Origin of the sequence: Sphingomonas sp., assembly GCF_035317925.1 — a bacterium.
Classification (GTDB): Bacteria; Pseudomonadota; Alphaproteobacteria; order Sphingomonadales; family Sphingomonadaceae; genus Sphingomonas_I.
In genome coordinates this window covers 1-22798 of sequence record NZ_DATHFV010000041.1, presented here as the reverse complement: position 1 = coordinate 22798, position 22798 = coordinate 1, and the positions used below count along the sequence as shown (strand labels likewise).

Below are 22798 nucleotides of genomic sequence, written 5' to 3'. Positions count from 1 at the left end.
GATCAGCAGCAATGGCTGGGCGAGGAACCAGACCAGCACCACGCATACGGCCATCCCGATCCATACCGCCGCCTTATGGAATTCGCGGCTGGTGGCGGGATCGGTGAAATCCGAGGGGCCCGGCTCTTCGCGCGGACGGGTCTGGCGGGGTGGGCGGCTCATTGACCGTTCCTCTGCGGATGCAGGCTGGTGCCGGCGCGGCCGTTGCGCAGCGCGGTGAACCAGCTGATCGGATTCCACAGCGCGCCGTTGCCGTCATAGCTGTGGGTGATGAAGTCGGCGCGGCCGCTGATGGTTTCAATCGGGATCGGGCCGCCCAGGCCATTATATTGCGGCGGCACGCGGCTGTCGGCCGATTCGTCGCGATTGTCGCCCATCACGAACACCTGGCCCGGCGGCACCGTGACTTCCGGACAATCGTCGAATTCGGACGGGAAATAGCCCATGTCGATCGTGTCGTAGCTCACGCCGCTCGGCAGCGTCTCGCGAAAACGCGGCAGCGCGCAATAGAGATTGCCGTCGGCACCGACCGTCCGGAAACCCTGCTCATGCCCCGTCGCGCACGGCAGATTGGCGTCGATCGGGATCATCGCCGGCGTTTCCTGGACGCGTTTCACCGGCACGCCATTGAGGATGATCACGCCTTCCTTCACCGCGATCCTATCACCAGGCAGCCCGATCACGCGCTTGATCAGATCCTCGCCGTCGCGATCCAGCGTGACGACATCGCCCCGGCTGGGCAATCGCCCGAAGAGGCGACCCTGCATGATCGGCAAAATGTGGAATGCCGCCGACGCATAGGACCAGCCATAGGGATATTTGGTCACGACCAGCCGGTCGCCCTTGATCAGGGTCGGCATCATCGATTCCGATGGAATATAGAACGGCTTGGCGACGAAGCTCCACACCGCCAGCACCGCCAGAATCATCCAGGCGATGCCGCGCAATTCCTCGATCCAGCGGCTGCGGCCGGGCGCGGGGGCGCCCGAAACCTGTTTCGCGCCGGATCCGGCCTCGTTCATCCGGCCGGGGTGCCGCGCTGCGGATGCAGGCTGGTACCGGCGCGGCCGTGGCGCAGCGCGCTGAACCAGCTGATCGGATTGAAGTAGCTGGTCGACCCGTCATAGCTGAAGGTGATGAATTCGGCGCGGCCGCCAAGATTCTCCCACGGGATCGGCCCGCCCAGACCCTGAAGGTACGGGGGCACGCGGCTGTCGGCCGATTCGTCGCGATTGTCGCCCATCACGAACACCTGCCCCTCGGGAATCGTCATTTCCGGGAAATCGTCCGGAATGCCGGGCGTATAGCCGTCGTCGATCGTGTCGTAGCTGACGCCGTTGGGCAAGGTTTCGCGATAGCGCGGCAATTCGCAATAGCGCTTGCCGTCGGGGGCGACCGTCAGGAATGGCGCCTCGCGCTCGTTCGAGCAGGGCACGTTCGCGTCGACCGGAATCATCGCCGGCGCTTCCTTGACGCGCTTCACCGGCACGCCGTTGAGGATGATCACGCCTTCGCGCACCTCGATCCGGTCGCCGGGCAGCGCGATCACGCGTTTGATATAGTCCGAATCCTCCGCCGGCGGCTTCAGGATCACGACATCGCCCCGCTGCGGCATCCGGCCGAACAGGCGGCCATGGATGAAGGGCAGCAGGTGGAAGGGTGCGGGCGAGACGTAGGAGAAACCGTAGGGATATTTGGTCACGACCAGCCGGTCGCCCTTGATCAAGGTCGGCATCATCGATTCCGACGGGATGTAGAAGGGCTTGGCGATGAAGCTCCACACCGCCAGCACGGCCAGGATGAGCCAGGCGAAGCTCTTGATTTCCGCCACCCAGTCCGTCGCGGGTTTGTCGGTTCCCTTGGTCATGGGAACGCTCACGTCAGGCTCGCTCAAACTCAAAAATCCCCGTTCAGATCGGACGCGCGTACAGGATGACGAACGCCTGCGCCCATGGATGGTCGTCCGTGAGCGTTACATGAATGTCCACCGCGTGGCCCGGTGGGGTCAAAGCGTCAAGCTTCGCCTTGGCCCCACCCGTGAGCGCCAGCGTCGGCGCGCCCGAGGGCAGATTGACCACGCCGATGTCCTTCATGAAGACACCCTGATTGAAGCCCGTGCCGATCGCCTTGGAGAAGGCCTCCTTGGCGGCGAAACGCTTGGCGTAGGTGCCCGCGCGCGTCATCACGCGCTTCTCCGCCTTGGCGCGCTCCACATCGGTGAAGACGCGATCGATGAATCGCTCGCCGAACCGGTCCAGCGACGCCTGGATCCGCTCGATATTGCAGAGGTCGGAGCCGAGCCCGACGATCACGCTTGAAGACTCATCGGGCCACATCCATCGCCGCGCGCATCCGCCGTACCGCTTCCTCCAGCCCGACGAAGATCGCCTCGCCGATCAGGAAATGACCGATATTGAGCTCGGCGATCTGCGGGATCGCGGCCACAGGCGCGACATTGTCATAGGTCAGGCCGTGGCCGGCATGCGGCTCGATCCCGTTCTTGGCGGCGAGTGCCACCATGTCGGTAATACGCCGCAACTCGTCGGCGCGCGCGGCCCCGGTCCGGTGCGCGTAGCGGCCGGTGTGGAACTCGACCACCGGCGCGCCAAGCGCGATCGCGGCTTCGACCTGCGACGGCGTCGGCTCGATGAACAGGCTGACGCGTATGCCGGCGTCTCCCAACGTCTTCACGATCGGCGCCAGCGTCTCGCGATGGCCGTCGGCGTCGAGCCCGCCCTCGGTCGTCCGCTCCTGCCGCTTTTCTGGCACGATGCAGGCGGCATGGGGCCGATGTTTGAGCGCGATGCCGACCATTTCCTCGGTCGCCGCCATCTCGAAATTGAGCGGCAACGCGATCGCGCGCGTCAGCCGTTCGATATCCTTGTCGGTGATATGGCGCCGGTCCTCGCGCAGATGCGCGGTGATGCCGTCGGCGCCGGCTTTGGCCGCGATCTCGGCGGCGCGCACCGGATCGGGATGCTCGCCGCCGCGCGCATTGCGCACGGTCGCGACGTGATCGATGTTCACGCCCAGACGGAGTCTGGTGCTCATGGCTTGGCTCTGCTGCCGGGCTTGATCGCGGGAATCGCCGCCAGTTCGGGCGGCAGCGCGTCGGCCGCATAAGTCGGCACTTCCAGCCGGATCAACGGGAAGAAGGGCACGCCCAGATCGGCGGTGCCATTGGACCGGTCGACCAAAGCGGCGGCGGCGATGACCTGGCCGCCCGCTTCCTCGATCGCCTTGATCGCCTCGCGCGACGAAAGGCCGGTGGTGACGACATCCTCCATCATCAGCACTTTCTGTCCGGGCGCGAGCGCGAAGCCGCGCCGCAGCCCGAATGTGCCCTCCGGCCGCTCGAGGAACATCGCGTCGAGGCCGAGCGCGCGGCCCATTTCATGCCCCGCGATCACGCCGCCCATCGCGGGCGACACCACCGCCTGAAGCTGGTCGCGGATCTCTGCCGGGATCCGCGCGGCCAGCGCGTCGGCGAGCTTTGCCCCGCGTGCGGGGTTCATCAGGACGCGCGCGCATTGCAGGTAACGCGGGCTGCGCAGGCCCGACGACAGGATGAAATGGCCTTCCAGCAGCGCGTCGGCAGCGCGGAATTCGGCCAGCACCTCGTCGTCGGTCATCCTCGGCTTCCCCGCTTGATTGTCGGCCTGCGCGATAGACGTGGCCGCGCGTGCCTTCAACAGCTTGCATTTCCGCCCGAACCGGTGTTGAGACGGCCCCCGGGCACGTCCGGTCGCACTGGTCGCGCGCTGCCACCCAAAGGTCTCGAACTGGGGAACGATCCGAGTGCTGAAGACGATCCGGGGCGCCGTCCTCGCCATGTTTATGGGGCTCGCCGCGCTTGGCGCCGCGCCCACTCTCGCGCAAGCGACCGTCACCACGTCTCAGACGGTGACGCCGAATCCGGGCGCACCCACGCCGAGCCCAACCCCGAATGTAGTGGCGGCCAAGCCGGGCGATATCGTCCATCTCGCGCCGACGCCGGGCATCGGCATGCCGACCGACCGCATCGGCCTCCAGCCGCAATTCACCGAGATCGGGCACGAGGCGGAACGCTTCCACAATTGGATCCTCGTGCCGATGATGGCGATCATCTCGTTCTTCGTGCTGTTCCTGCTGATGTGGGTGATCTACCGCTATCGTGCGGCCAGGAATCCGATCGCGTCCAGGACACACCACAATACGGTGATCGAAATCATCTGGACCTTGTTCCCGGTGCTGATCCTGGTCGGCATCGCGATCCCTTCGATCAAGCTGCTGGCGCATCAATATTCGCCGCCCAAGGCCGACATCACGATCAAGGCGATCGGCAACCAATGGTATTGGACCTATCAGTATCCGGACAATGGCGACTTCGAAGTCGTGTCCAACATGCTGAAGGAAAAGGACGAGGTTACCGGCAAGGAAAAGGCCCGCACCGACGCCGATGGCCCGCGCCTGCTCGCGGTTGACGAACGCATGGTGGTTCCCGCCGGCGCGGTCGTGAAGGTGATCACCACCTCCAACGACGTGATCCATTCGTGGGCGCTGCCCGCCGCCTGGGTGAAGATGGATGCCGTTCCCGGCCGCCTCAACGAAACCTGGTTCAAGATCGATCGCCCCGGCGTCTATTTCGGCCAGTGTTCGGAATTGTGCGGTGCGCGTCACGCCTACATGCCGATCGCGGTCGAGGTTGTGCCCCCGGCGCAGTTCGCGCAGTGGATCGCCTTCAAGGGCGGCACGCTGAAGGGCGCCAAGACCCCCGATTCGACCGCCGGCTCACCCGCGACCGAAGGCAAGGCTGCTGCCGGCCCGGTTGCGGCCACGCCAGCCGTGCCCGGCACGACCGGCAAGCCCGCCACTGATTCCCAGCCTGCCGTCGCGCAGAACTGAAGGCTCGAGTAGATGACCGATATCGCCGCCCACCCCAGCCATTTCCATGCGGACCATGGGCATGAGCATCACGACGCCGATCACAAGCCGGCTTTCTTCCAGCGTTGGTTCATGTCGACCAACCACAAGGACATCGGCACGCTCTACCTGATCTTCGCGATCTGCGCGGGCATCATCGGCGGCGTTATTTCCGGCATGATGCGCGCCGAACTGGCGCATCCCGGCATCCAGTATCTCGGCCACTGGTACGAGATGCTGCACGGCGCCGGCACCGCCGACCAGGCGCACCATCTGTGGAACGTGCTCGTCACCGCGCACGGCCTGATCATGGTCTTCTTCATGGTCATGCCGGCGATGATCGGCGGCTTCGGCAACTGGTTCGTCCCGATCATGATCGGCGCGCCGGACATGGCCTTCCCGCGCATGAACAATATCTCGTTCTGGCTGCTGGTCCCGTCCTTCATCCTGCTGCTGGGCTCGACCTTCTTCTCGGGCGGCACCGGGCCGGGCGCGGGCACGGGCTGGACGGTCTATGCGCCGCTCTCGACCTCGGGTTCGCCCGGACCGGCGGTTGACATGGCGATCCTGTCGCTCCACCTCGCCGGTGCCTCGTCGATCCTGGGCGCGATCAATTTCATCACCACCATCCTGAACATGCGCGCGCCGGGCATGACGCTGCACAAGATGCCGCTCTTCGCCTGGTCGGTGCTGGTCACCGCCTTCCTGCTGCTGCTGGCGCTGCCGGTGCTGGCGGCCGCGATCACGATGCTGCTGACCGACCGCAATTTCGGCACGACCTTCTATGATGCGTCGGGCGGCGGCGATCCGATCCTGTACCAGCATCTGTTCTGGTTCTTCGGCCACCCCGAAGTCTACATCATGATCCTGCCGGGCTTCGGCATGGTCAGCCACATCATCTCGACCTTCTCCAAGAAGCCGGTGTTCGGCTATCTCGGCATGGCTTACGCCATGGTCGCGATCGGCGTGGTCGGCTTCATCGTGTGGGCGCACCACATGTTCACGACCGGTCTGTCGGTCGACACGAAGATGTATTTCACCGCCGCGACGATGGTGATCGCGGTGCCGACCGGCATCAAGATCTTCTCGTGGATCGCGACGATGTGGGAGGGTTCGCTCTCCTTCAAGACGCCGATGCTGTGGGCGATCGGCTTCATCTTCATGTTCACCGTCGGCGGCGTGACCGGGGTGCTGCTCGCCAATGGCGGCATCGATAATTATTTCCAGGACACCTATTACGTGGTGGCGCACTTCCACTACGTGCTGTCGCTGGGCGCGGTCTTCTCGCTCTTCGCCGGCTTCTATTACTGGTTCCCGAAGATGTCGGGCCGCATGTACAACGAGCTGCTCGGCCAGGCGCACTTCTGGATTTTCTTCGTCGGCGTGAACGTGCTGTTCTTCCCGATGCACTTCCTCGGCATGGAAGGCATGCCGCGCCGTATCCCGGACTACACGCCCGAATATGAAAAGTGGAACAGCATCGCGACCCACGGCTACGAGATCATGGCGTTCAGCATGATCCTCTTCTTCGTCAACGTGATCTATTCGCTGATCGCGGGCCCGAAGGCGCCGAACAATCCGTGGGGCGAGGGTGCGACGACGCTCGAATGGACGCTGTCGAGCCCGCCGCCCTACCACCAGTTCGAGCAGCTCCCGCACATCGACTGACGCGCCGGACTTGTGGACAAGAATCAGCGCTCCGGGGCAACCCGGGGCGCTTTTTCTTTGCGTGTCGGAGATTGCGGGAAGGCGAGCGTGCCGCGAAGGCCCGACAGGTCGGAGCAATGGCTTTCACGAATCTTCGGCAGAGCCTATAGCGCCCGGCAAATGCCCTCCCCCGCCATTCCCACCACCCCCGCATTGCCGGCCGAATGGCGCGATTTCCTCGCGCTGACCAAGCCGCGCGTGATGACCCTGGTGGTGTTCACCGCTCTGTGCGGGCTGCTGGCGGCGCGCACGCATATCAACCCGATCCTCGGCTTCACCGCGATCCTGTGCATCGCGGTCGGTGCGGGCGCCTCGGGCGCGCTCAACATGTGGTACGAGGCCGATCTCGACGCCAATATGAAGCGCACCAAAGGCCGGCCGCTCCCGGCTGGGCGGATGGACCGCCAGTCGGCGCTCCATTTCGGGGTCGCGCTCGCGGTCGGTTCGGTGCTGGTGATGGGGCTGGCGATCAACCTGCTCGCCGCCGCGATCCTGGCGGTGTCGATCCTGTTCTATGTCCTGGTCTACACCGTCTGGCTCAAGCGCCGGACGCCGCAGAATATCGTGATCGGCGGCGCCGCCGGTGCCTTCCCGCCGCTGATCGGCTGGGCTGCCGCGACCGGGCATATCAGCCTGCTGCCAGTCCTGCTGTTCCTGCTCATCTTCCTGTGGACGCCGCCCCATTTCTGGGCGCTCTCCCTGTTCGTGCGCACCGATTATGCGGCCGCCGGCGTGCCGATGCTGCCGGTGGTGGCGGGCATCAAGGCGACGCGCCGTCAGGTGTTGATCTACACTTTGCCGATGGTGGCGGCGGCGGTCGTGCCGTGGCCACTCGGGCTGACCGGCGCGATTTATGGTGGCACAGCAGGCCTGCTTAGCGCCTGGTTCCTGTTGCTCGCGATCCGCGTCTCGATCAGCACGGAGGCCGATCAGGCGCTGATGAAGCCCGAGCGCGCTTTGTTCAAATTCTCGATCCTGTACCTGTTCGTCCTGTTCGGGGCGCTCGTGGTCGACCGTCTGGTGCTTGCATGACCCCTGAATTCGAAGCCGAATATCGTCGCCGCCAGCGCGCCCGCGCCAAGGTGACGGGCTGGTTGCTGGGCGCGCTCGTGATTCTGTTCTTCGGCATCGCCATCGCCCGGATGATGTGATGGCGAGCTCGCCGCAACTCGATCGCGCCAAGAAGCGCACCGGCCTGCTGATGGTGCTGGTCGTGGCCGCCATGGTCGCCCTGGGGTTCGCGAGCGTGCCGCTTTACCGCATGTTCTGCCAGGCGACCGGCTGGAACGGCACCGTCCAGGAACGATTGAACGCGGTCGCGCCCGGCCCGGTCGTCGGCCGTTTCGTCAATGTCCGCTTCGACGCCAATGTCTCGCCCAGCCTGCCCTGGGGGTTCGAGCCCGATCGGCGCGTGACGCATGTCGCGGTCGGGGCGCGGCAGATGGCCTTCTTCACCGCGGTCAACAATAGCGATCACCCGATCACGGGCACCGCCGCGTTCAACGTGACCCCGCCCCAGGCCGGGCAGTATTTCGTGAAAATCCAGTGCTTCTGCTTCACCGAGCAGACGCTGCAGCCGCACGAACGGGTGCGGATGCCGGTGGTGTTCTACGTCGATCCGGGCTTCGCCAAGGATCCCGACGCCAACGACATCAGCGAAATCACGCTTTCCTATACATTTTACCCGGTAGCGAAGCCGAAAACGGCAAGCTAAGGGACATTCAAACTAGCCTTACGGGGACCGACGAGCATGGCCGGAGCGAAGAGCCACGAATATCATATCCTGCCGCCGAGCATCTGGCCGCTGATCGGCGCTTTCTCGGCGCTGGCGATGGCCTCGGGCGGCATCATGTGGATGCACAGCGCGCCGTTCGGCGGCTGGCTGTTCTTCGCCGGCGTGATCGGCGTGCTCTTCACGATGTTCTCCTGGTGGTCGGACGTGATCGCCGAGGCCAAGGCCGGCGATCACACGCCGGTCGTGGCGCTCCATCTGCGCTACGGCATGATCCTGTTCATCGCTTCGGAAGTGATGTTCTTCCTCGGCTGGTTCTGGGCGTGGTTCGACTTCTCGCTCTTCCCCTCGACCGTCGACGTCGTCGGCGGGGTGTGGCCGCCCAAGGGGCTGACCGTCCTCAACCCCTTCGCCTTCCCGCTGCTCAACACTTTGATCCTGCTCTGCTCGGGCACGACCGTCACCTGGGCGCACCACGCGCTGATCCACAATGATCGTAAGGGCCTGATCCAGGGCCTGTGGTGCACGATCCTGCTCGGCATCACCTTCTCCTGCATCCAGGGCTGGGAATATGCGCACGCGCCCTTCCCGTTTAAGGGCCTGAACTACGGCGCGTCCTTCTTCATGGCGACCGGCTTCCACGGCTTTCACGTTCTGGTCGGCACAATCTTTCTGAGCGTGAACCTGGTGCGCGCCTATAAGGGCGACTTCACCCCCAAGCAGCATTTCGGCTTCGAAGCGGCGGCCTGGTACTGGCACTTCGTCGACGTCGTGTGGCTGTTCCTGTTCGTCTCGATCTACGTCTGGGGCGGCTGGGGCGCGCAGATAGCGGGCTGAGGTGAGCGGCGACTGGCAGCTCGCACAGATCAATGTCGGGCGCCTCGTCGCGCCCGCCGAGGATCCCGCCGTCGCCGATTTCATGAATGCCCTTGAGCACGTCAACGCGCTCGCCGAGGCGGCGCCGGGCTTCGTCTGGCGGCTGAAGGATGATGTCGGCGCGGGCGCGACCGACATCCGCCCCGCACCCGACCAGCAGTTCATCGTCAACATGTCGGTCTGGGCCGACGCCGACAGCCTGTTCGACTTTGTCTATCGCAGCGCGCACACGCCGTTCATGGCGCGGCGGCGCGAATGGTTCGGCCGGTTCGAAGGCGCCTATCAGGCGCTCTGGTGGATCAGGGGTGGCCATAAGCCGACAGTTGAGGAAGGTCTGTCACGGCTGTGGCTGCTTGATCGCTACGGCCCCTGCCCGCAGGCCTTCACCTTCAAGGCGCGCTTCCCGGCCCCGGGCGAGGCTGGCATGCCGACCGATATGCAGCCCGATCCCTGGTGCATCGGGCGCGCCTGAGCGCGGACCCATGGCCGACAAACCCGAACCCTCCCCGCCAGAACCTTCGCCGATCGCCGCCGGCCTCACCGGCCGCTGCCCGCGCTGCAACGAGCGCACGCTCTTCGACGGCTGGATCAAGTTCGCCGACCGCTGCGATGTTTGCGGGCTCGATTTCTCCAGCTTCAACGTGGGCGACGGCGCCGCCGCCTTCCTGACCCTGATCATCGGCGCGGTCGTCGCGGCGATGGCGATCACGGTCGAGCTGGTCTTCTCGCCGCCTTTCTGGGTCCATGCTTTGCTGTGGCCGCCGGTCGCGCTCGCGCTGATCGTCGGATCCTTGCGCGGCACGAAGGGCATTCTGCTCGCGCTCGAATATCGCAACGCCGCGCACGAGGGCCGGATCAGCAAGTGAAGCGGGCAGTACCGATCGTGCCGACGGTCATCGTCGTGCTGGCGGCCGTGCTGATGGTGCGGCTCGGCGTCTGGCAGCTCCACCGGCTGCACGAGAAAGAAGGCTTACTGGCGCGCTACGCCGCCAACGAAGCCAAAAGGCCGCTCCCGTTCGCCGCCTTGTTTCCGGTGACCGATGATTCGCTCTATCGCCGCACCAGCGCCTTCTGCCTGAACGTCGTCAGCTGGAAGGCCGCGGCGGGCCGGTCCGCCGATGGCACGCCCGGCTGGCGCCATATCGCGTCGTGCCGCACCGGCGCGGAGGGTCCGGGCATCGCGGTCGACATGGGCGTGTCGGGCGATTCGCCCGCGCCGGACTGGAAAGGCGGCCCGGTCAGCGGCCGCCTGACCTGGCTGCCCGACAATCAGCCCCTGGTCGGGCGCCTGTTCCGCACACCCGACGCGCGCTCGCCGATGATCGTCAGCGATACGGCCGCACCCGGCCTCAGGCCGACGATCCAGCCCAATCCCGGCGACATCCCCAACAATCACCTGTCCTATGCGGTGCAATGGTTCCTGTTCGCCGCGATCGCGCTGATCATTTATGGCGTGGCCTTGTGGCAGCGAGAGAAGAAATCAAATCGTCATTCCCGCGAAGGCGGGAATCCATAAACTCCTAACCTACCGAATATGGATTCCCGCCTTCGCGGGAATGACGTGCGAGTTTTTCGTACAGGATTTGCCCAAACCCCCCCGCCCCGCTAACGGGCGCGCATGCTTTATGTCAGCACGCGCGGGCAAGCTCCCGCGCTCGATTTCGAGGCGGTGACGCTCGCCGGCCTCGCTTTGGATGGCGGCCTCTATGTTCCGGAGGCATGGCCCACGTTCACGCGCGCCCAGATCAGCGCGCTCGCGGGCCTGTCCTATGTCGACACCGCCGTCGCGGTGCTGACGCCGTTCGTCGGCGACGCGCTCTCGGCCGAAGACCTGCGCGCGCTGTGCCAGACGGCTTATGGCCGCTTCGCGCACGCCGCCGTCACGCCCCTGGTCCAGCTCGACGAGCGCCAGTGGGTGCTCGAACTGTTCCACGGCCCGACGCTCGCGTTCAAGGACGTCGCGCTGCAATTGCTCGGCCTGCTGTTCGAGCGCTTCCTGTCGAAACGCGACACGCATCTGACCGTGGTCGGCGCGACCTCTGGCGACACCGGATCGGCGGCGATCGACGCGCTCGCCGGGCGCGCCAAGGTCGATCTGTTCATGCTCCACCCGAAGGGCCGCGTGTCCGACGTGCAGCGCCGGCAGATGACGACGGTGCTCGCGCCCAACATCCACAATATCGCGGTCGACGGCGCCAGCTTCGACGATACGCAGGCGATGGTGAAGGCGATGTTCGCCGACAAGGTCTTCGCCGGGCGCTTCACTTTGTCCGCCGTCAATTCGATCAACTGGGCGCGGCTCGCCGCCCAGATCGTCTATTATTTCTACGCCGCCGTCCGCCTCGGCGCGCCTGAGCGCGAAGTCGCTTTCTCGGTCCCGACCGGCAATTTCGGCGACGTATTCGCGGGCTATGTCGCGGCGAAGATGGGGCTGCCGGTCGCAAAGCTGATCGTCGCGACCAACGTCAACGACATCCTCCACCGCGCGCTCAGCGAGGGCGATTATTCGGTCGGCACGGTCACGCCCACCGCCGCGCCGTCGATGGACATCCAGGTCAGCTCCAATTTCGAACGGCTTTTATTCGATCTGCACGGCCGCGACGGCAGCGCATTGGCCGCGTCGATGCAGGGCTTCGAGGCGAATCGCCGGTTCGACCTCACGCCGGCAATGCGCGCCGAGGCGTCGCAGCTGTTCGCCAGCGCGCGGATCGAGCCCGACGCGATGGACCTCGCCATGCGCCGGGCCAGCGAGGTTTCGGGCATGGTGATCGATCCGCATACCGCGATCGGCCTCGCCGCCGCCTATCAGGCCGATCTTCCGCGCGGCGTGCCGGTGGTGACGCTCGCGACCGCGCATCCGGCGAAGTTCCGCGACGCGGTCGAACGCGCGACCGGCCTGCGTCCGCCTTTGCCGATACGCGTCGGCGACCTGTTCGACCGCGAGGAGCGTTACGACACGCTCGCCAACGATCTGGCCTCGGTTCAGGCCTATATCGCCGACCGGGCGACTGCGGCATGACCGCGAAGCTCCATCGCCTGGCCAACGGCCTGACGGTCGCGGTCGAGCCGATGGCGGGGGTCGAGACGATCGCGGTCGGCCTCTATGCCGATGCCGGCGCGCGCTCCGAACCCAAGGGCCTGTCGGGCCTCGCCCACATGGTCGAGCATATGGTGTTCAAGGGCGCGGGCGGCCGTTCCGCCAAGGCGATCGCCGAGGCGATCGAGGATCGCGGCGGCGCGCTCAACGCGTGGACCGCGCGCGACCATACCGTGTTCCAGGCGCGCGCCTTGGCGGGCGATCTCGCGCTCGGCAGCGAATTGATCGCCGATCTCGTCCGCAACGCCGACCTCGACGGCGATGAACTGGAGCGCGAGCGCCATGTCGTGCTCGCCGAACTGGGCGAGGCGCGCGATACGCCCGACGACATCATCTTCGATCATCTCCAGGGCGCCGCTTATCCCGGCCAGCAGCTCGGCGAAGCCGTGCTCGGCGACGAAACCAGCATCGCCGCGATCGACGTGCCCGCGATGCGCGGCTGGATCGCCGAGCAATATCGCCCCGACGGACTCGTCTTCGCGGCCGCCGGCAAGGTCGATGAGGACGCGCTCCTCAAGCTCGCCGAGGCACTGTTCGGCGACATGATTCCGGGCGCGCCGCCGACTCCGCCTGCCGCGACCTTCGCCGCCGGCACGCATCACGATCGCCGCCGCTTCGACCAGCTCCACGTCGCGCTCGCTTATCCTGGCGTCGGCCACCGCGATCCCGAACAGCATGCTTTGGCGTTATTCACCAGCGCGGTCGGCGGCGGCATGTCGTCGCGCCTGTTTCAGCAGGTGCGCGAAGAGCGCGGGCTTGCCTATTCGATCTACAGCTGGACGCACAGCTACGCCGATACCGGCCTGTTCGGCGTCTATTGCGCGTCCGCGCGCAACGACGCGGCCGAGGCGCTCGCGCTGACGCGCAAGGTGCTCGCCGAGACCGCCGACAGCCTCACCCTGGAGGAACTGGAACGCGCGCGCGCGCAGGCCAAGGCCGGGCTGCTGATGGGGCTGGAATCGGTCGCGACCCGCGCCGACCATCTTGCCCGATCGATCCAGGTCCATGGCCGGATCGTGCCGCCGTCCGAGACGGTCGCACAGATCGATGCGGTCACGCTCGATCAGGCACGCGCGTCCGGCGCCACCGCGCTCGCCGGCGGCGAAGCGCTCGCCACGGTCGGCGGCAAACTGGCGCAGGTCGCATGAGCCTGCTCACGCTCGTCACCGAGCCGTGGCCCGATTATGGGCTGATCGACTCCGGCAACGGCCGCAAGCTCGAACGCTTCGGCCGCTTCAAATTCATCCGGCCCGAGCCGCAGGCGATGTGGGCGCCCGCCGAGCTCGCCTGGGAAGCCGATGGCGATTTCATCGCCGCGTCCGACGAGGATGGCGGCGGCAAGTGGCACCTCGCGCGCGATGTCCCGCGCGGCGGGTGGCATATGAAGTGGGAAGAGGTGCGCTTCACCGCGCAGAACACGCCCTTCCGCCACCTCGCTTTCTTCCCCGACATGGCGCCGCAATGGTCGTGGATGCGCGACCGCACCGAGGAAGGCGACGAGGTGATGAACCTGTTCGGCTATACCGGCGTCGGTACGCTCGCGCTCGCCGCCAAGGGCGCACGCATGACGCATGTCGACGCGTCGAAGAAGTCGGTCGACATCGCCAAGTCCAACGCCTTCCTGTCCGACATGAGCGACCGTCCGATCCGCTGGATGGTCGACGACGCGGTCAAGTTCACCGCGCGCGAAGTGCGGCGCGAGCGGCGTTATGACGGCATCTTCCTCGATCCCCCCAAATTCGGCCGCGGCCCCGAAGGCGAGATCTGGCGGATCGAGGAGCATCTCCCCGGCCTGATCAAGCATTGCCGCCGATTGCTCGACGCGAAGTCGAAATATCTCGTGCTGACCGTCTACGCGGTGCGCATGTCCGCGATCGCGATCGGCGAATTGCTCAAGCAGGAATTGGCCGATCTCGGCGGAACGATCGAAGTCGGCGAGATGGCGGTGCGCGAGGAAGCGCGCGGATTGCTGCTGCCGACGGCGATCTTCGCGCGCTGGTCGCGCGATTGATCATCCCGTCATGCCGGACTTGTTCCGGCATCCACCGTGCCCCACGCACGACATTGCGGATGATGGGTAGACCCCCGAACAAGTCCGAGGTGACGATCAGCTTCGACTAGCTCTCAGCGCAGCCCCGGCCACGAACGGAGCTGCCGCCACGAACAAAAGCGACGTCGCCGCCAGCAACTTGAGCGCCCCCGCTCCCGGGCTTGCGCCGAAAATCAGCAACGGCACCGCCAGCGGCAGCATGATCAACCCGATCAGCGCGCCCGTACTCCGCAGGCTCGCGGTCAGCGCGGCGACGGCCACGCCGAGCGCGGCGAGGCCGGGCGTACCCAGCAAGAGACCTATTTCCAGCCGCGTCAGCGTCGCGCCGTCGAGGTCGAGCAAAGCCGCCGCGGGCAAGGTCGCGAGCATCAGCAGCGGCCCGAAGCTCAGCCAGTGCGCCGCGAGCTTGGCGGCGGCGACCGCCTCATCGCTCTGCCCGCGCAGCACGATCTGGTCGAGCACACCCGACGCCACATCCGGCCGCACCAGTCGCTCGACCGGCAGCAAGGCTGCGAGCAACGCCGCCGTCCACAAGGCCCCGCCGCCGATCTTGCCGAGCATGGCCGCATCCGGCCCGATCGCGAACGGAAACAAGGTCGCAACCAACAGATAGAAGAGCAGGGGCAGCCACGCCCCGCCATGCGCGAACGCGCGCGCCAGATCGCGGCGGACGAGCGCGGCGAACACGCTCACAGCGCCACCTCCTGCGGATCGTCGAGACCGATCGGCTGGTGGCTCGCGGCAAGCACAATCCCGCCGCTCGCGCGATGCCCCGCCATCACGCCCGCCAGCGCATCGCGCGACGCGGCGTCGAGTCCGCTCGCGGGTTCGTCGAGCAGCCAGATCGGCGCGCCGCTCGCGATCACGCGCGCGATCGTCGCGCGGCGGCGCTGCCCGGTCGACAGTAGGCGCACCGGCACCTCGGCGAGCTGCGCCAGGCCCATCGCCGCCAGTGCGAGCGCGACCGCCTCGTCATCTTGGCCATCGAGCTGCGCCCAAAAGGCCAATGCCGCGAGCAGGCTCAGATCCTCGTCGAGCGCCGCCGCTTCCGCCGCCAACGCGACCTTGCCATCGCGCACGATCTCGCCCGCACTCGGGGTCAGCAGGCCCGCCGCCAGCCGCAGCAGGCTCGATTTGCCCGCCCCGTTGGCGCCGGTCACCAAGGCCGCCTCGCCCGCGCGCAAAGTCAGGCTCAGATCCTCGAACAACAGACGCCCGCCGCGCAGGCAGGCGACACGATCGAATACGAGCCGCGTCACGGGCCCGCCGCTTCTTCGAGCGCGTGCATATCCTCGTCGCTCAGCCCGAAATGGTGGCCGACCTCGTGCACCAGCACATGGCTGACCAGCGCCTCGAGCGTCTCGCCGCTCTCGACCCATTCGTCGAGCAGGGCGCGGCGATAGAGGAAGATCATGTCGGGCAGCGCGCCGCTGTCGTAGCTCGATTTCTCGCCGACCGGGCGGCCGCGATACAGGCCGGACAGTGCGAACGGATCGTCGATCGAAAGCGCGTCGAGCGTCTCCTCGTCGGCGAATTCCTCGATCCGGAGCACGACGTCGCTAAGATGATCGCGAAACACGTCCGGCAGCCGCGCGATCGCGGCGCGCGCCAGCGCCTCGATCGCCGCCGCATCCGGCGCTTGCCCCCACGCCCCTGTTTGACCTGTTTCCATCAAAGCGCGACATAGAGGTCGGCGGCGAACCGCGCCAGCAGGAGGGACGAATGGCGATCGAGGCGTTGAGTGAAGCGGAACGCGCCGATGCGCTCGATGAACTGTCCGACTGGGATTATGACGAAGCGCGCGACGCGATCACGCGCCGTATCATGTTCAACGATTTCGCCGAGGCGTTCGGCTTCATGGCACGCGTCGCGCTGATCGCAGAGAAGATGGACCACCATCCGGAATGGTCCAACGTCTGGAACAAGGTCGAAATTCTGCTGACCACGCATGATTGCAGCGGACTGTCCTCTCGCGACATATCCTTGGCCCAAGCGATAGACGCCATTGTCGATCAAGACTGACGAACCCGCGCTTGCCTATGAGCAGGTCTCGAAACGCTATGGCGGCGTGTCCGCGCTCGATTGGGTGTCGCTCAAGATCGAGCGTGGCAGCTTCGTCGCTTTGGTCGGCGAATCGGGATCAGGCAAATCCAGCCTGCTGCGTCTCGCCAACCGGCTCGACACGCCCGATCAGGGGCGCGTGCTGATCGACGGGCAGGACGTCGCCCACGGCGATCCGATCCAGCTGCGCCGCAATATCGGCTATGTGTTCCAGAATATCGGTCTGTTCCCACACATGAACGTCGCCGAAAATATCGCGATCATCCCGCGGCTGTCGGGGCATGACAGCGTGGATGTTTCCGCCGCGCTCGCGCAGGTCGGCCTTCCCGCCGATTTTGCCAACCGGCTGCCCGCACAGCTTTCGGGCGGCCAGCAGCAGCGCGTCGGCATCGCCCGCGCGCTCGCCGGCGGCGGCAAATTGCTGCTGATGGACGAGCCGTTCGGCGCGCTCGATCCGGTCACGCGCGACACGCTCGGCCGCACCGTCCGCGATCTGCACGACGCGCTCGGCCTGACCACGATCCTCGTCACGCACGATATGGCCGAGGCGCTGCTGCTGGCCGAGCGGATCATCGTGATGGCGCACGGCAAGATCGTCGCCGACGCCACCCCACGCGAAATGCTCGCCGGCATGGCCGGACCCGAGGCGGATGCCCTGGTTGCCATCCCGCGCGAACAGGCGAAGCGGCTGGCGGACTTGCGGGAATGACCGACGCGATCGCGCAGCTTCCGCCGCTGATCGCGAGCCATGTGCTGCTCGCGGCGGCGGCGATGGCGCTCGCCTTGCTGATCGGCCTGCCGCTCGGCTTCGCTTCGGCGCGCCGCCCCAGATTGGCGGCGGTCGCAGTCGGCTTCGCCGGGCTGGTGCAGACGATCCCCGGCCTCGCCTTGCTCGCGCTTTTCTACCCTTTGCTGCTGGCCCTCTCAGTCCTGATTGGCGGCGGCGTACCCGCGCTGGGCTTCTTGCCGGCCTTGCTCGCGCTCACGCTCTACGCGCTGCTGCCGATCCTGCGGAACGTGATCGCGGGGCTGCAGGGGATCGACCCGGCGGTGCTGCAGGCGGCCGATGCGGTCGGCATGACGCCGGGACAGAAACTCCGCCTGGTCGAGGCGCCGCTCGCCGCGCCGGTGGCGATGGCGGGCATCCGCACGGCAGCCGTGTGGACGATCGGCGCGGCAACGCTCGCCACGACGGTCGGCTATCCATCTCTCGGCAATCCGATTTTCGCGGGGCTGCAAATCGAGCGCTGGGATCTGGTTCTGTCCGGCTGCATCGCCGCCGCCCTGCTGGCGCTGATCACCGACGGCCTGCTCGGTTTGATCGAACGTGGCATCGGCTGGCGCAAGAAGGCGCTCACCCTGACCGGGGCGGGCCTGCTGATCCTCGGCCTGCTGCTCGCCTTGCTGCCGCTGCTGCGCACGCCCGAGCGCGGCGTCACCGTCGGCGCCAAGAATTTCTCGGAGCAATTCATTCTCGCCCGGCTGATCGGGTCGCGGCTGGAGCAGGCCGGCTATCGCGTCACCTATCGCGAGGGCCTCGGCTCGGCGGTCGCGTTCCGCGCGCTGCAGAGCGGCGATATCGACGTCTATGTCGAATATTCGGGGACGCTATGGACCGGCGCGATGGGCCGCACCGATACGCCGTCGCGCCAGGCGATGCTCGGCGGGATCGCTTTATGGATGTCGGCTGGTCCCAAGACCGGCCTGATCGGCCCGCTCGGCTTCGAAAATGCCTATGCGTTGGCGGCGAAGCCCGCCAGCGGCCTCGCCTCGATCGCCGATCTTGCCACCAAAGCCCCGCGGCTCACGCTCGGCGCCGACCTCGAATTCCTCGACCGCCCCGAATGGCAGGCGATCCGCACCGCCTACGGCCTCCAGTTCAAGGCGACGCGCGCCTATAGCCCGACCTTCATGTATCGCGCGCTGCAATCGGGGCAGGCCGACGTCATTTCGGCCTTCTCGTCCGACGGGCGGATTGCCGCCGACCATCTGACCGTGCTGACCGATCCCAAGGGTGCGGTGCCGCATTATGATGCGATCCTGCTTGCCGCTCCCGCACGCGCGCATGACGCCCGCTTCCTCGCCGCGCTCAGGCCGCTGATCGGCAGCATCCGCGTCGAAGATATGCGTACCGCCAATTACTCGGTCGATCGCGACACCAACAAGGCCACGCCCGACGCCGCCGCGCATTGGCTGGACAGCCGAACGCACCGCTAAGTCGCTTCGCCGCACCGCAGCATCGGTTCACCGCCCCTTCATTGACGGCTCATCATAGTCGGGCCATCGACGCGATGATACAACATATCATCATCAAGGATTAGCACGTTGCGGACACTGATCGGGGTTTCGATGATCGCCATGATGGCGGTAGCTGCCCATGCGGCGGATACGCCGTCCACAGCCGCAGATCCCGCCACCCCGCCACCGACGTCTCCGGTCGACGTGACCGGACCCGACGTCTCCAACGCGCATCCCCGGGACGTGATCATCACCGCGCGCCGCCTGAACGAAGCGCGCGCCGCGGTGCAGCCGAGCCTTGGCGCCACGTCCTATGGCGTCACCAACACCACCATCCAGGCGCTGCCCGGCGGCGACAATCAGCAGTTCAACCAGATCGTGCTCCAGCTTCCGGGCGTGGTGCAGGACGGCTTCGGCCAGTTCCACGTCCGCGACGATCACAATGGCCTGCAATATCGCATCAACGGCACGATCCTGCCCGAAGGCATCGCCGTGTTCGGCCAGACGCTGTCGCCCCGCCTGATCGACCATTTCGCCTTGCTCACCGGAGCGTTGCCCGCGCAATATGGCCTGCGCACCGCCGGCATCATGGACATCACCACCAAGTCCGGCTTCGAAAATGGCGGCCAGATTTCGGTCTATGGCGGCAGCCACGGCACGATCGAGCCGAGCGTCGAATATGGCGGGTCAAGCGGGTCGACCAATTATTTCGTCAGCGGCGATTATCGTCACGACAAGCTCGGCATCGAGAGCGTCGACGGCTCCTCGACGCCGCTGCATGACCGCACCAACCAGGGCACGGCGTTCGGTTATGTCGATCATATCCTCGACGATGATAACCGGATCTCGCTGATCGGCGGCTATTCGGACCAGACCTTCCAGATCCCCAATCCGCGCGGGCTCCATCCCGATCTCGGTTTCAATGTCGATGGCCAGACCGATTATCTGAGCGACGATCTCGACCAGCGCCAGCATGAGCGCACCGCGTTCAGCCAGGCCTCCTATCTCCATCACGGCAGCCAGCTGACGCTGCAGGCGAGTCTGTTCGCGCGCTATTCGTCGCTGGTCTATACGCCCGACGTCACCGGCGAATTGCTGTTCAACGGCCAGGCGCAGGCCGCCACCAAGCATGATTTCGCGGTCGGCGGTCAGGTCGAGGCCGCCTACAAGCTGTCGTCCACGCATACGTTGCGTGGCGGCGTGATCATCTCGCGCGATCGCAGCACCAGCGACACCGATACCTATGTCTTCCCGGTCGACGATCTGGGCGCGCAGACCGGCGCGCCGATCACGATCGCCGAAAGCGGCGGCGCGACCGAGATGACCTATTCGGCTTATCTGCAGGACGAATGGAAGCTGGCCGACACGCTCACGCTCAATTTCGGCGGCCGCTTCGATCTGTACGATGCCTATCGCCAGGAGCATCAGTTCAGCCCGCGCGTGAACATGGTGTGGCAGCCGGCCGCCGGCACCACCATCCACGTCGGTTACGCCCGCTATTTCTCGCCGCCGCCGTTCGAGCTGGTCGCCAGCACCAGCGTCGCGAAACTGGTCGGCACAAGCGGGGAAGCGCCCTCGACGCTCAACACCACACCGATGGCAGAAAAGCAGAATTATTTCGACGTCGGCGTCGAGCAGAAACTGGGCCACGGCATCAGTTTCAGCCTCGATGGCTATTATCGCCGATCGCACAATCTGATCGACGAGGGCCAGTTCGGCGCGCCGATCATCCTGCAGCCGTTCAATTACCGGCTCGGCACAATCAAGGGCATCGAGGCCAACCTGACCTATCAGGAGGGCCCGTGGCTCGCCTACGCCAATTTCGCCGCCGCCAGCGCCAAGGGCAAGGACATCATCTCAAGCCAGTTCGCGTTCGAACCCGACGATCTGGCCTATATCCAGAACCATTATATCCACCTCGACCACGACCAGAAATTCACCGGATCGGCGGGCGTCTCCTATGCCTTCAAGGAAGGCACGCTGGAAAATACCAAGCTCGGCCTCGACATGCTCTACGGATCTGGCCTGCGCACCGACGGCGCCACCCCCAATGGCGGCGTGTTGCCGAGCTACGAGCAGTTCAACCTGTCGGTCAGTCACCGCTTCGTCGCGCCCGGGCTGGAGGTACGCTTCGACGTCGTGAACCTCGCCGACAAGAAATATGAGATTCGCGACGGCTCCGGCATCGGCGTCGGCGCCGCCCAATATGGTCCGCGTCGCGGATTGTTCTTCGGTATCACCAAGGACATTTAGCGTCGTGCGTCCCGGCTGCTAAAGCCGGGCCATGTTCAACGAACGCGCGCGCTTCCGCCTGCATCATCCGGCCGGCACGATCCCCGCACTGGCCGAGGCACCGCCAGGCGCGCCGCGCGCCGATCTGGCCGAGCGCGCGATCGCGGCTTTCGCGCGGGCGCCCGCCAATGTCGCCGCCGGGCCCGTATGGGATGCGTTGCTCGCGGGACCGCAGAAGCACCTCGTCCGATGGCTGGCGCGCGGCGAGGCCGAGCCTCTCGCCGCCGATCTCGCCGCGCTCGGCCGGTCGGAGGCCGCGCAGGGCTTTTTCGGCGGCGCGGGACAGCATCGCCGTTGCGCCGGCGACTCCGCTTATGCGCAATTGCTCGCGGCCTGGACCCACGACAAGCTGCTCTCGCTGGCCGAGGCGGTCGGCGCGGTGCGGCTGGAACTGCCCGAGAACGGCGCCTGGGGCGAAACGATCGCCATCCCGCCGGCCGATCTGTTCGCCGCGATCGAAATAAAGCTCGGCTGCGACCTCTCCCCGCCCACTCATGTCGGCGCTTTTCTCGGCATCGACGCGGGCGGGCGCGTGCTCCAGATGCGCGTGCTGGAGGCGATCCATGCCGCGTGGCGGCTGAAGCAGATCGCCGATGCCCACGGGTTCGGCCGCGTGTGCGAGATCGGGGCAGGCGCGGGCCTGACCGCTTATTATGCCGCGCTGCTGGGGATCGAAGATTACACCATCATCGATCTGCCGACGATGAACGCGGTCCAGGCCTATATGCTGGCGGGATCGCGCATCGGCGATCGCGTCGCACTGCCCGGCGAGGGACGGGACGGCGCGATCCGTGTCCTGCCGCACAGCGCCTTCGCCGGACTCGCGCGCGGCAGCATCGATATCCTCTACAATCAGGATTCGCTGCCCGAGATCGAACGCGGCGCAGCCTCTGCCTATCTCGCCGACGCGCGGCGGATCGGCGTCCCGCTCCTGCTCAGCATCAACCAGGAGGCGCACCTGCCGACCGCCGACGGCCGTCAGGCCAGCGTACCCGAATTGATCGCGGAGACCGGCGGATTCACCCTGCTGAGCCGGCATCGGCACTGGTTGCGTCAGGGTTATGCCGAGGAAATATATCGCGCGAAGGGAGGAGAGGAATGACGTCCTATAAAGGCGGCTGCCTGTGCGGCGCGGTCCGCTACGAAGCCACCGCCGCGCCCGCTTATGCCGGGCTCTGCTATTGCGCCGATTGCCGCAGGGCGTCGGGATCGGGCTTCATCCCCTTCATGGGATTCGCCGCGAGCGACATCACCATCACCGGCGCGACCCGCCCGTCGGAGGTGCCGAGCTTTCGCGGCGGCACCGCGACCCGCAACCATTGCGCGACGTGCGGCAGCATCGTGTTCGGTGGCGTCATCGGCGAAAGCGACAGCTTCACCATCTATGCCGGCTCGCTCGACGATCCTTCGCTGTTCCATCCCCGCGTCGCGATCTTCACGCGCGACCGGCCGGCCTGGGCCGAGGTGCGGCCGGACCTCAAGGAATATGAGACTATGCCGGGCTGATGGGCCAGGCCGATGGAATCGGGGCCGCGGCCCCGATCCTTCACTGCGCCCGATCCTTCACTGTGAAGGTGCGAGCTTGGTGTTCAGCACCCAGCCGACATTGTCGTTCTCGTCGGCGACTTCCCACCACAGGCCGTCCTTCTTGCCCGTCGGATAGACGATGGACCCGGGCGGCAGGGTCCGGATCGCGGCGCCCGCGGCGGCAGCGGTTTTGTGCATCACGACCGGCGACGTCGTGGTGAAAGTCTTTGCCGGTGCCGCCTCGGCGGTGCCGACGCTGCCCGGCCCCACCAGATTGAGCGAGGTCACCAGCTTCGAATAGGCCTGGATGAACGAG

Annotated in this window: 26 protein-coding genes and 1 pseudogene; 18 read left to right on the top strand and 9 right to left on the bottom strand. The window is 66.2% G+C overall.

Annotated features, from left to right (window positions below):
• Window positions 1-158: 158 nt before the first annotated feature.
• Genes lepB (VK533_RS03140) through pyrE form a run of 5 tightly spaced genes read right to left on the bottom strand, consistent with a single transcriptional unit; the run spans window position 159 to window position 3632 of the window.
• Window positions 159-1022, bottom strand: a complete 864-nt coding sequence (lepB, locus tag VK533_RS03140; RefSeq protein WP_324374926.1) for a signal peptidase I — start codon at window positions 1020-1022, stop codon at window positions 159-161.
• Window positions 1019-1867: a signal peptidase I gene (lepB, locus tag VK533_RS03135; RefSeq protein ID WP_324374932.1), complete on the bottom strand. Its 849-nt coding sequence runs from the start codon at window positions 1865-1867 to the stop codon at window positions 1019-1021. Before lepB (VK533_RS03135) ends, lepB (VK533_RS03140) begins: the two co-directional genes overlap by 4 nt.
• Before the next feature lie 43 nt (window positions 1868-1910).
• Window positions 1911-2312: a holo-ACP synthase gene (gene acpS / locus VK533_RS03130; protein ID WP_324374924.1), complete on the bottom strand. Its 402-nt coding sequence runs from the start codon at window positions 2310-2312 to the stop codon at window positions 1911-1913.
• A gap of 10 nt (window positions 2313-2322) precedes the next feature.
• Window positions 2323-3051: a pyridoxine 5'-phosphate synthase gene (locus VK533_RS03125; RefSeq protein ID WP_324374922.1), complete on the bottom strand. Its 729-nt coding sequence runs from the start codon at window positions 3049-3051 to the stop codon at window positions 2323-2325.
• Complete coding sequence (gene pyrE / locus VK533_RS03120; RefSeq protein WP_324374920.1) at window positions 3048-3632, bottom strand: orotate phosphoribosyltransferase; 585 nt, start codon at window positions 3630-3632, stop codon at window positions 3048-3050. The genes VK533_RS03125 and pyrE overlap by 4 nt, the downstream gene beginning before the upstream one ends.
• Before the next feature lie 166 nt (window positions 3633-3798).
• Between pyrE and coxB the strand changes: the two genes are divergently transcribed.
• The 12 genes from coxB to VK533_RS03060 all read left to right on the top strand — a co-directional run bounded on the left by coxB (window position 3799) and on the right by VK533_RS03060 (window position 14325).
• Complete coding sequence (coxB, locus tag VK533_RS03115) at window positions 3799-4884, top strand: cytochrome c oxidase subunit II (RefSeq protein ID WP_414712272.1); 1086 nt, start codon at window positions 3799-3801, stop codon at window positions 4882-4884.
• Window positions 4885-4896: 12 nt separating this feature from the next.
• A complete protein-coding gene (gene ctaD, locus VK533_RS03110) occupies window positions 4897-6570 on the top strand; it encodes a cytochrome c oxidase subunit I (protein WP_324374918.1) in 1674 nt (557 codons plus the stop codon).
• Between the two features lie 159 nt (window positions 6571-6729).
• Entirely contained in the window at window positions 6730-7641 is a 912-nt protein-coding gene (locus tag VK533_RS03105) for a heme o synthase (RefSeq protein ID WP_324374917.1), read from the top strand.
• Window positions 7638-7760 carry a hypothetical protein gene (locus VK533_RS03100; RefSeq protein WP_324374915.1) on the top strand — a complete coding sequence of 41 codons (123 nt, stop codon included), beginning with the start codon at window positions 7638-7640 and terminating at the stop codon, window positions 7758-7760. Before VK533_RS03105 ends, VK533_RS03100 begins: the two co-directional genes overlap by 4 nt.
• On the top strand, window positions 7760-8323 hold the full coding sequence (locus VK533_RS03095; protein ID WP_324374913.1) for a cytochrome c oxidase assembly protein: 564 nt from the start codon (window positions 7760-7762) through the stop codon (window positions 8321-8323). Before VK533_RS03100 ends, VK533_RS03095 begins: the two co-directional genes overlap by 1 nt.
• 36 nt (window positions 8324-8359) lie before the next feature.
• Complete coding sequence (locus VK533_RS03090) at window positions 8360-9178, top strand: cytochrome c oxidase subunit 3 (RefSeq protein ID WP_324374911.1); 819 nt, start codon at window positions 8360-8362, stop codon at window positions 9176-9178.
• Between the two features lies 1 nt (window position 9179).
• Window positions 9180-9689 carry a DUF3291 domain-containing protein gene (locus tag VK533_RS03085; protein ID WP_324374909.1) on the top strand — a complete coding sequence of 170 codons (510 nt, stop codon included), beginning with the start codon at window positions 9180-9182 and terminating at the stop codon, window positions 9687-9689.
• A gap of 10 nt (window positions 9690-9699) precedes the next feature.
• Window positions 9700-10083 (top strand): DUF983 domain-containing protein, encoded by a 384-nt coding sequence (locus VK533_RS03080; RefSeq protein WP_324374907.1) that lies wholly within the window; start codon window positions 9700-9702, stop codon window positions 10081-10083.
• On the top strand, window positions 10080-10733 hold the full coding sequence (locus tag VK533_RS03075) for an SURF1 family protein (RefSeq protein ID WP_324374905.1): 654 nt from the start codon (window positions 10080-10082) through the stop codon (window positions 10731-10733). Before VK533_RS03080 ends, VK533_RS03075 begins: the two co-directional genes overlap by 4 nt.
• 102 nt (window positions 10734-10835) lie before the next feature.
• Window positions 10836-12236, top strand: a complete 1401-nt coding sequence (thrC, locus tag VK533_RS03070; RefSeq protein WP_324374903.1) for a threonine synthase — start codon at window positions 10836-10838, stop codon at window positions 12234-12236.
• Window positions 12233-13462: a pitrilysin family protein gene (locus tag VK533_RS03065; protein WP_324374901.1), complete on the top strand. Its 1230-nt coding sequence runs from the start codon at window positions 12233-12235 to the stop codon at window positions 13460-13462. Before thrC ends, VK533_RS03065 begins: the two co-directional genes overlap by 4 nt.
• On the top strand, window positions 13459-14325 hold the full coding sequence (locus tag VK533_RS03060) for a class I SAM-dependent methyltransferase (protein ID WP_324374899.1): 867 nt from the start codon (window positions 13459-13461) through the stop codon (window positions 14323-14325). Before VK533_RS03065 ends, VK533_RS03060 begins: the two co-directional genes overlap by 4 nt.
• Before the next feature lie 96 nt (window positions 14326-14421).
• Here the strand turns inward: VK533_RS03060 and VK533_RS03055 are convergent, their stop codons facing one another.
• Genes VK533_RS03055 through VK533_RS03045 form a run of 3 tightly spaced genes read right to left on the bottom strand, consistent with a single transcriptional unit; the run spans window position 14422 to window position 16036 of the window.
• A complete protein-coding gene (locus tag VK533_RS03055; RefSeq protein WP_324374897.1) occupies window positions 14422-15057 on the bottom strand; it encodes a heme exporter protein CcmB in 636 nt (211 codons plus the stop codon).
• Window positions 15054-15623 (bottom strand): heme ABC exporter ATP-binding protein CcmA, encoded by a 570-nt coding sequence (ccmA, locus tag VK533_RS03050; protein WP_324374896.1) that lies wholly within the window; start codon window positions 15621-15623, stop codon window positions 15054-15056. The genes VK533_RS03055 and ccmA overlap by 4 nt, the downstream gene beginning before the upstream one ends.
• Window positions 15620-16036 carry a metallopeptidase family protein gene (locus tag VK533_RS03045; RefSeq protein WP_324374895.1) on the bottom strand — a complete coding sequence of 139 codons (417 nt, stop codon included), beginning with the start codon at window positions 16034-16036 and terminating at the stop codon, window positions 15620-15622. The genes ccmA and VK533_RS03045 overlap by 4 nt, the downstream gene beginning before the upstream one ends.
• A 50-nt stretch (window positions 16037-16086) precedes the next feature.
• Between VK533_RS03045 and VK533_RS03040 the strand changes: the two genes are divergently transcribed.
• From VK533_RS03040 to VK533_RS03015, 6 genes are all read left to right on the top strand, one after another.
• The gene (locus tag VK533_RS03040) at window positions 16087-16386 is read left to right on the top strand and encodes a 4a-hydroxytetrahydrobiopterin dehydratase (RefSeq protein ID WP_324374894.1); all 300 of its coding nucleotides are present in this window, start codon (window positions 16087-16089) and stop codon (window positions 16384-16386) included.
• Complete coding sequence (locus VK533_RS03035) at window positions 16370-17134, top strand: ATP-binding cassette domain-containing protein (RefSeq protein WP_324374892.1); 765 nt, start codon at window positions 16370-16372, stop codon at window positions 17132-17134. The genes VK533_RS03040 and VK533_RS03035 overlap by 17 nt, the downstream gene beginning before the upstream one ends.
• Window positions 17131-18642 carry an ABC transporter permease/substrate-binding protein gene (locus VK533_RS03030; RefSeq protein ID WP_324374890.1) on the top strand — a complete coding sequence of 504 codons (1512 nt, stop codon included), beginning with the start codon at window positions 17131-17133 and terminating at the stop codon, window positions 18640-18642. The genes VK533_RS03035 and VK533_RS03030 overlap by 4 nt, the downstream gene beginning before the upstream one ends.
• Before the next feature lie 132 nt (window positions 18643-18774).
• On the top strand, window positions 18775-20916 hold the full coding sequence (locus VK533_RS03025; RefSeq protein WP_324374928.1) for a TonB-dependent receptor: 2142 nt from the start codon (window positions 18775-18777) through the stop codon (window positions 20914-20916).
• Window positions 20917-20947: 31 nt separating this feature from the next.
• On the top strand, window positions 20948-22057 hold the full coding sequence (locus tag VK533_RS03020; protein ID WP_324374888.1) for a hypothetical protein: 1110 nt from the start codon (window positions 20948-20950) through the stop codon (window positions 22055-22057).
• A complete protein-coding gene (locus VK533_RS03015; RefSeq protein WP_324374886.1) occupies window positions 22054-22461 on the top strand; it encodes a GFA family protein in 408 nt (135 codons plus the stop codon). The genes VK533_RS03020 and VK533_RS03015 overlap by 4 nt, the downstream gene beginning before the upstream one ends.
• Before the next feature lie 57 nt (window positions 22462-22518).
• On the opposite strand, the pseudogene VK533_RS03010 reads toward VK533_RS03015, so the two are convergent.
• A pseudogene (locus tag VK533_RS03010) lies at window positions 22519-22798 on the bottom strand (SH3 domain-containing protein); the annotation flags it as partial.

Coding starts and splice junctions, on each gene's coding strand:
- lepB (WP_324374926.1), bottom strand. CDS start 1,022: ATGAACGAGGCCGGATCCGGCGCGAAACAGGTTTCGGGCGCCCCCGCG.
- lepB (WP_324374932.1), bottom strand. CDS start 1,867: ATGACCAAGGGAACCGACAAACCCGCGACGGACTGGGTGGCGGAAATC.
- VK533_RS03125 (WP_324374922.1), bottom strand. CDS start 3,051: ATGAGCACCAGACTCCGTCTGGGCGTGAACATCGATCACGTCGCGACC.
- pyrE (WP_324374920.1), bottom strand. CDS start 3,632: ATGACCGACGACGAGGTGCTGGCCGAATTCCGCGCTGCCGACGCGCTG.
- ctaD (WP_324374918.1), top strand. CDS start 4,897: ATGACCGATATCGCCGCCCACCCCAGCCATTTCCATGCGGACCATGGG.
- VK533_RS03105 (WP_324374917.1), top strand. CDS start 6,730: ATGCCCTCCCCCGCCATTCCCACCACCCCCGCATTGCCGGCCGAATGG.
- VK533_RS03100 (WP_324374915.1), top strand. CDS start 7,638: ATGACCCCTGAATTCGAAGCCGAATATCGTCGCCGCCAGCGCGCCCGC.
- VK533_RS03095 (WP_324374913.1), top strand. CDS start 7,760: ATGGCGAGCTCGCCGCAACTCGATCGCGCCAAGAAGCGCACCGGCCTG.
- VK533_RS03090 (WP_324374911.1), top strand. CDS start 8,360: ATGGCCGGAGCGAAGAGCCACGAATATCATATCCTGCCGCCGAGCATC.
- VK533_RS03080 (WP_324374907.1), top strand. CDS start 9,700: ATGGCCGACAAACCCGAACCCTCCCCGCCAGAACCTTCGCCGATCGCC.
- thrC (WP_324374903.1), top strand. CDS start 10,836: ATGCTTTATGTCAGCACGCGCGGGCAAGCTCCCGCGCTCGATTTCGAG.
- VK533_RS03065 (WP_324374901.1), top strand. CDS start 12,233: ATGACCGCGAAGCTCCATCGCCTGGCCAACGGCCTGACGGTCGCGGTC.
- VK533_RS03060 (WP_324374899.1), top strand. CDS start 13,459: ATGAGCCTGCTCACGCTCGTCACCGAGCCGTGGCCCGATTATGGGCTG.
- VK533_RS03045 (WP_324374895.1), bottom strand. CDS start 16,036: ATGGAAACAGGTCAAACAGGGGCGTGGGGGCAAGCGCCGGATGCGGCG.
- VK533_RS03040 (WP_324374894.1), top strand. CDS start 16,087: ATGGCGATCGAGGCGTTGAGTGAAGCGGAACGCGCCGATGCGCTCGAT.
- VK533_RS03030 (WP_324374890.1), top strand. CDS start 17,131: ATGACCGACGCGATCGCGCAGCTTCCGCCGCTGATCGCGAGCCATGTG.
- VK533_RS03025 (WP_324374928.1), top strand. CDS start 18,775: ATGATCGCCATGATGGCGGTAGCTGCCCATGCGGCGGATACGCCGTCC.
- VK533_RS03020 (WP_324374888.1), top strand. CDS start 20,948: ATGTTCAACGAACGCGCGCGCTTCCGCCTGCATCATCCGGCCGGCACG.
- VK533_RS03015 (WP_324374886.1), top strand. CDS start 22,054: ATGACGTCCTATAAAGGCGGCTGCCTGTGCGGCGCGGTCCGCTACGAA.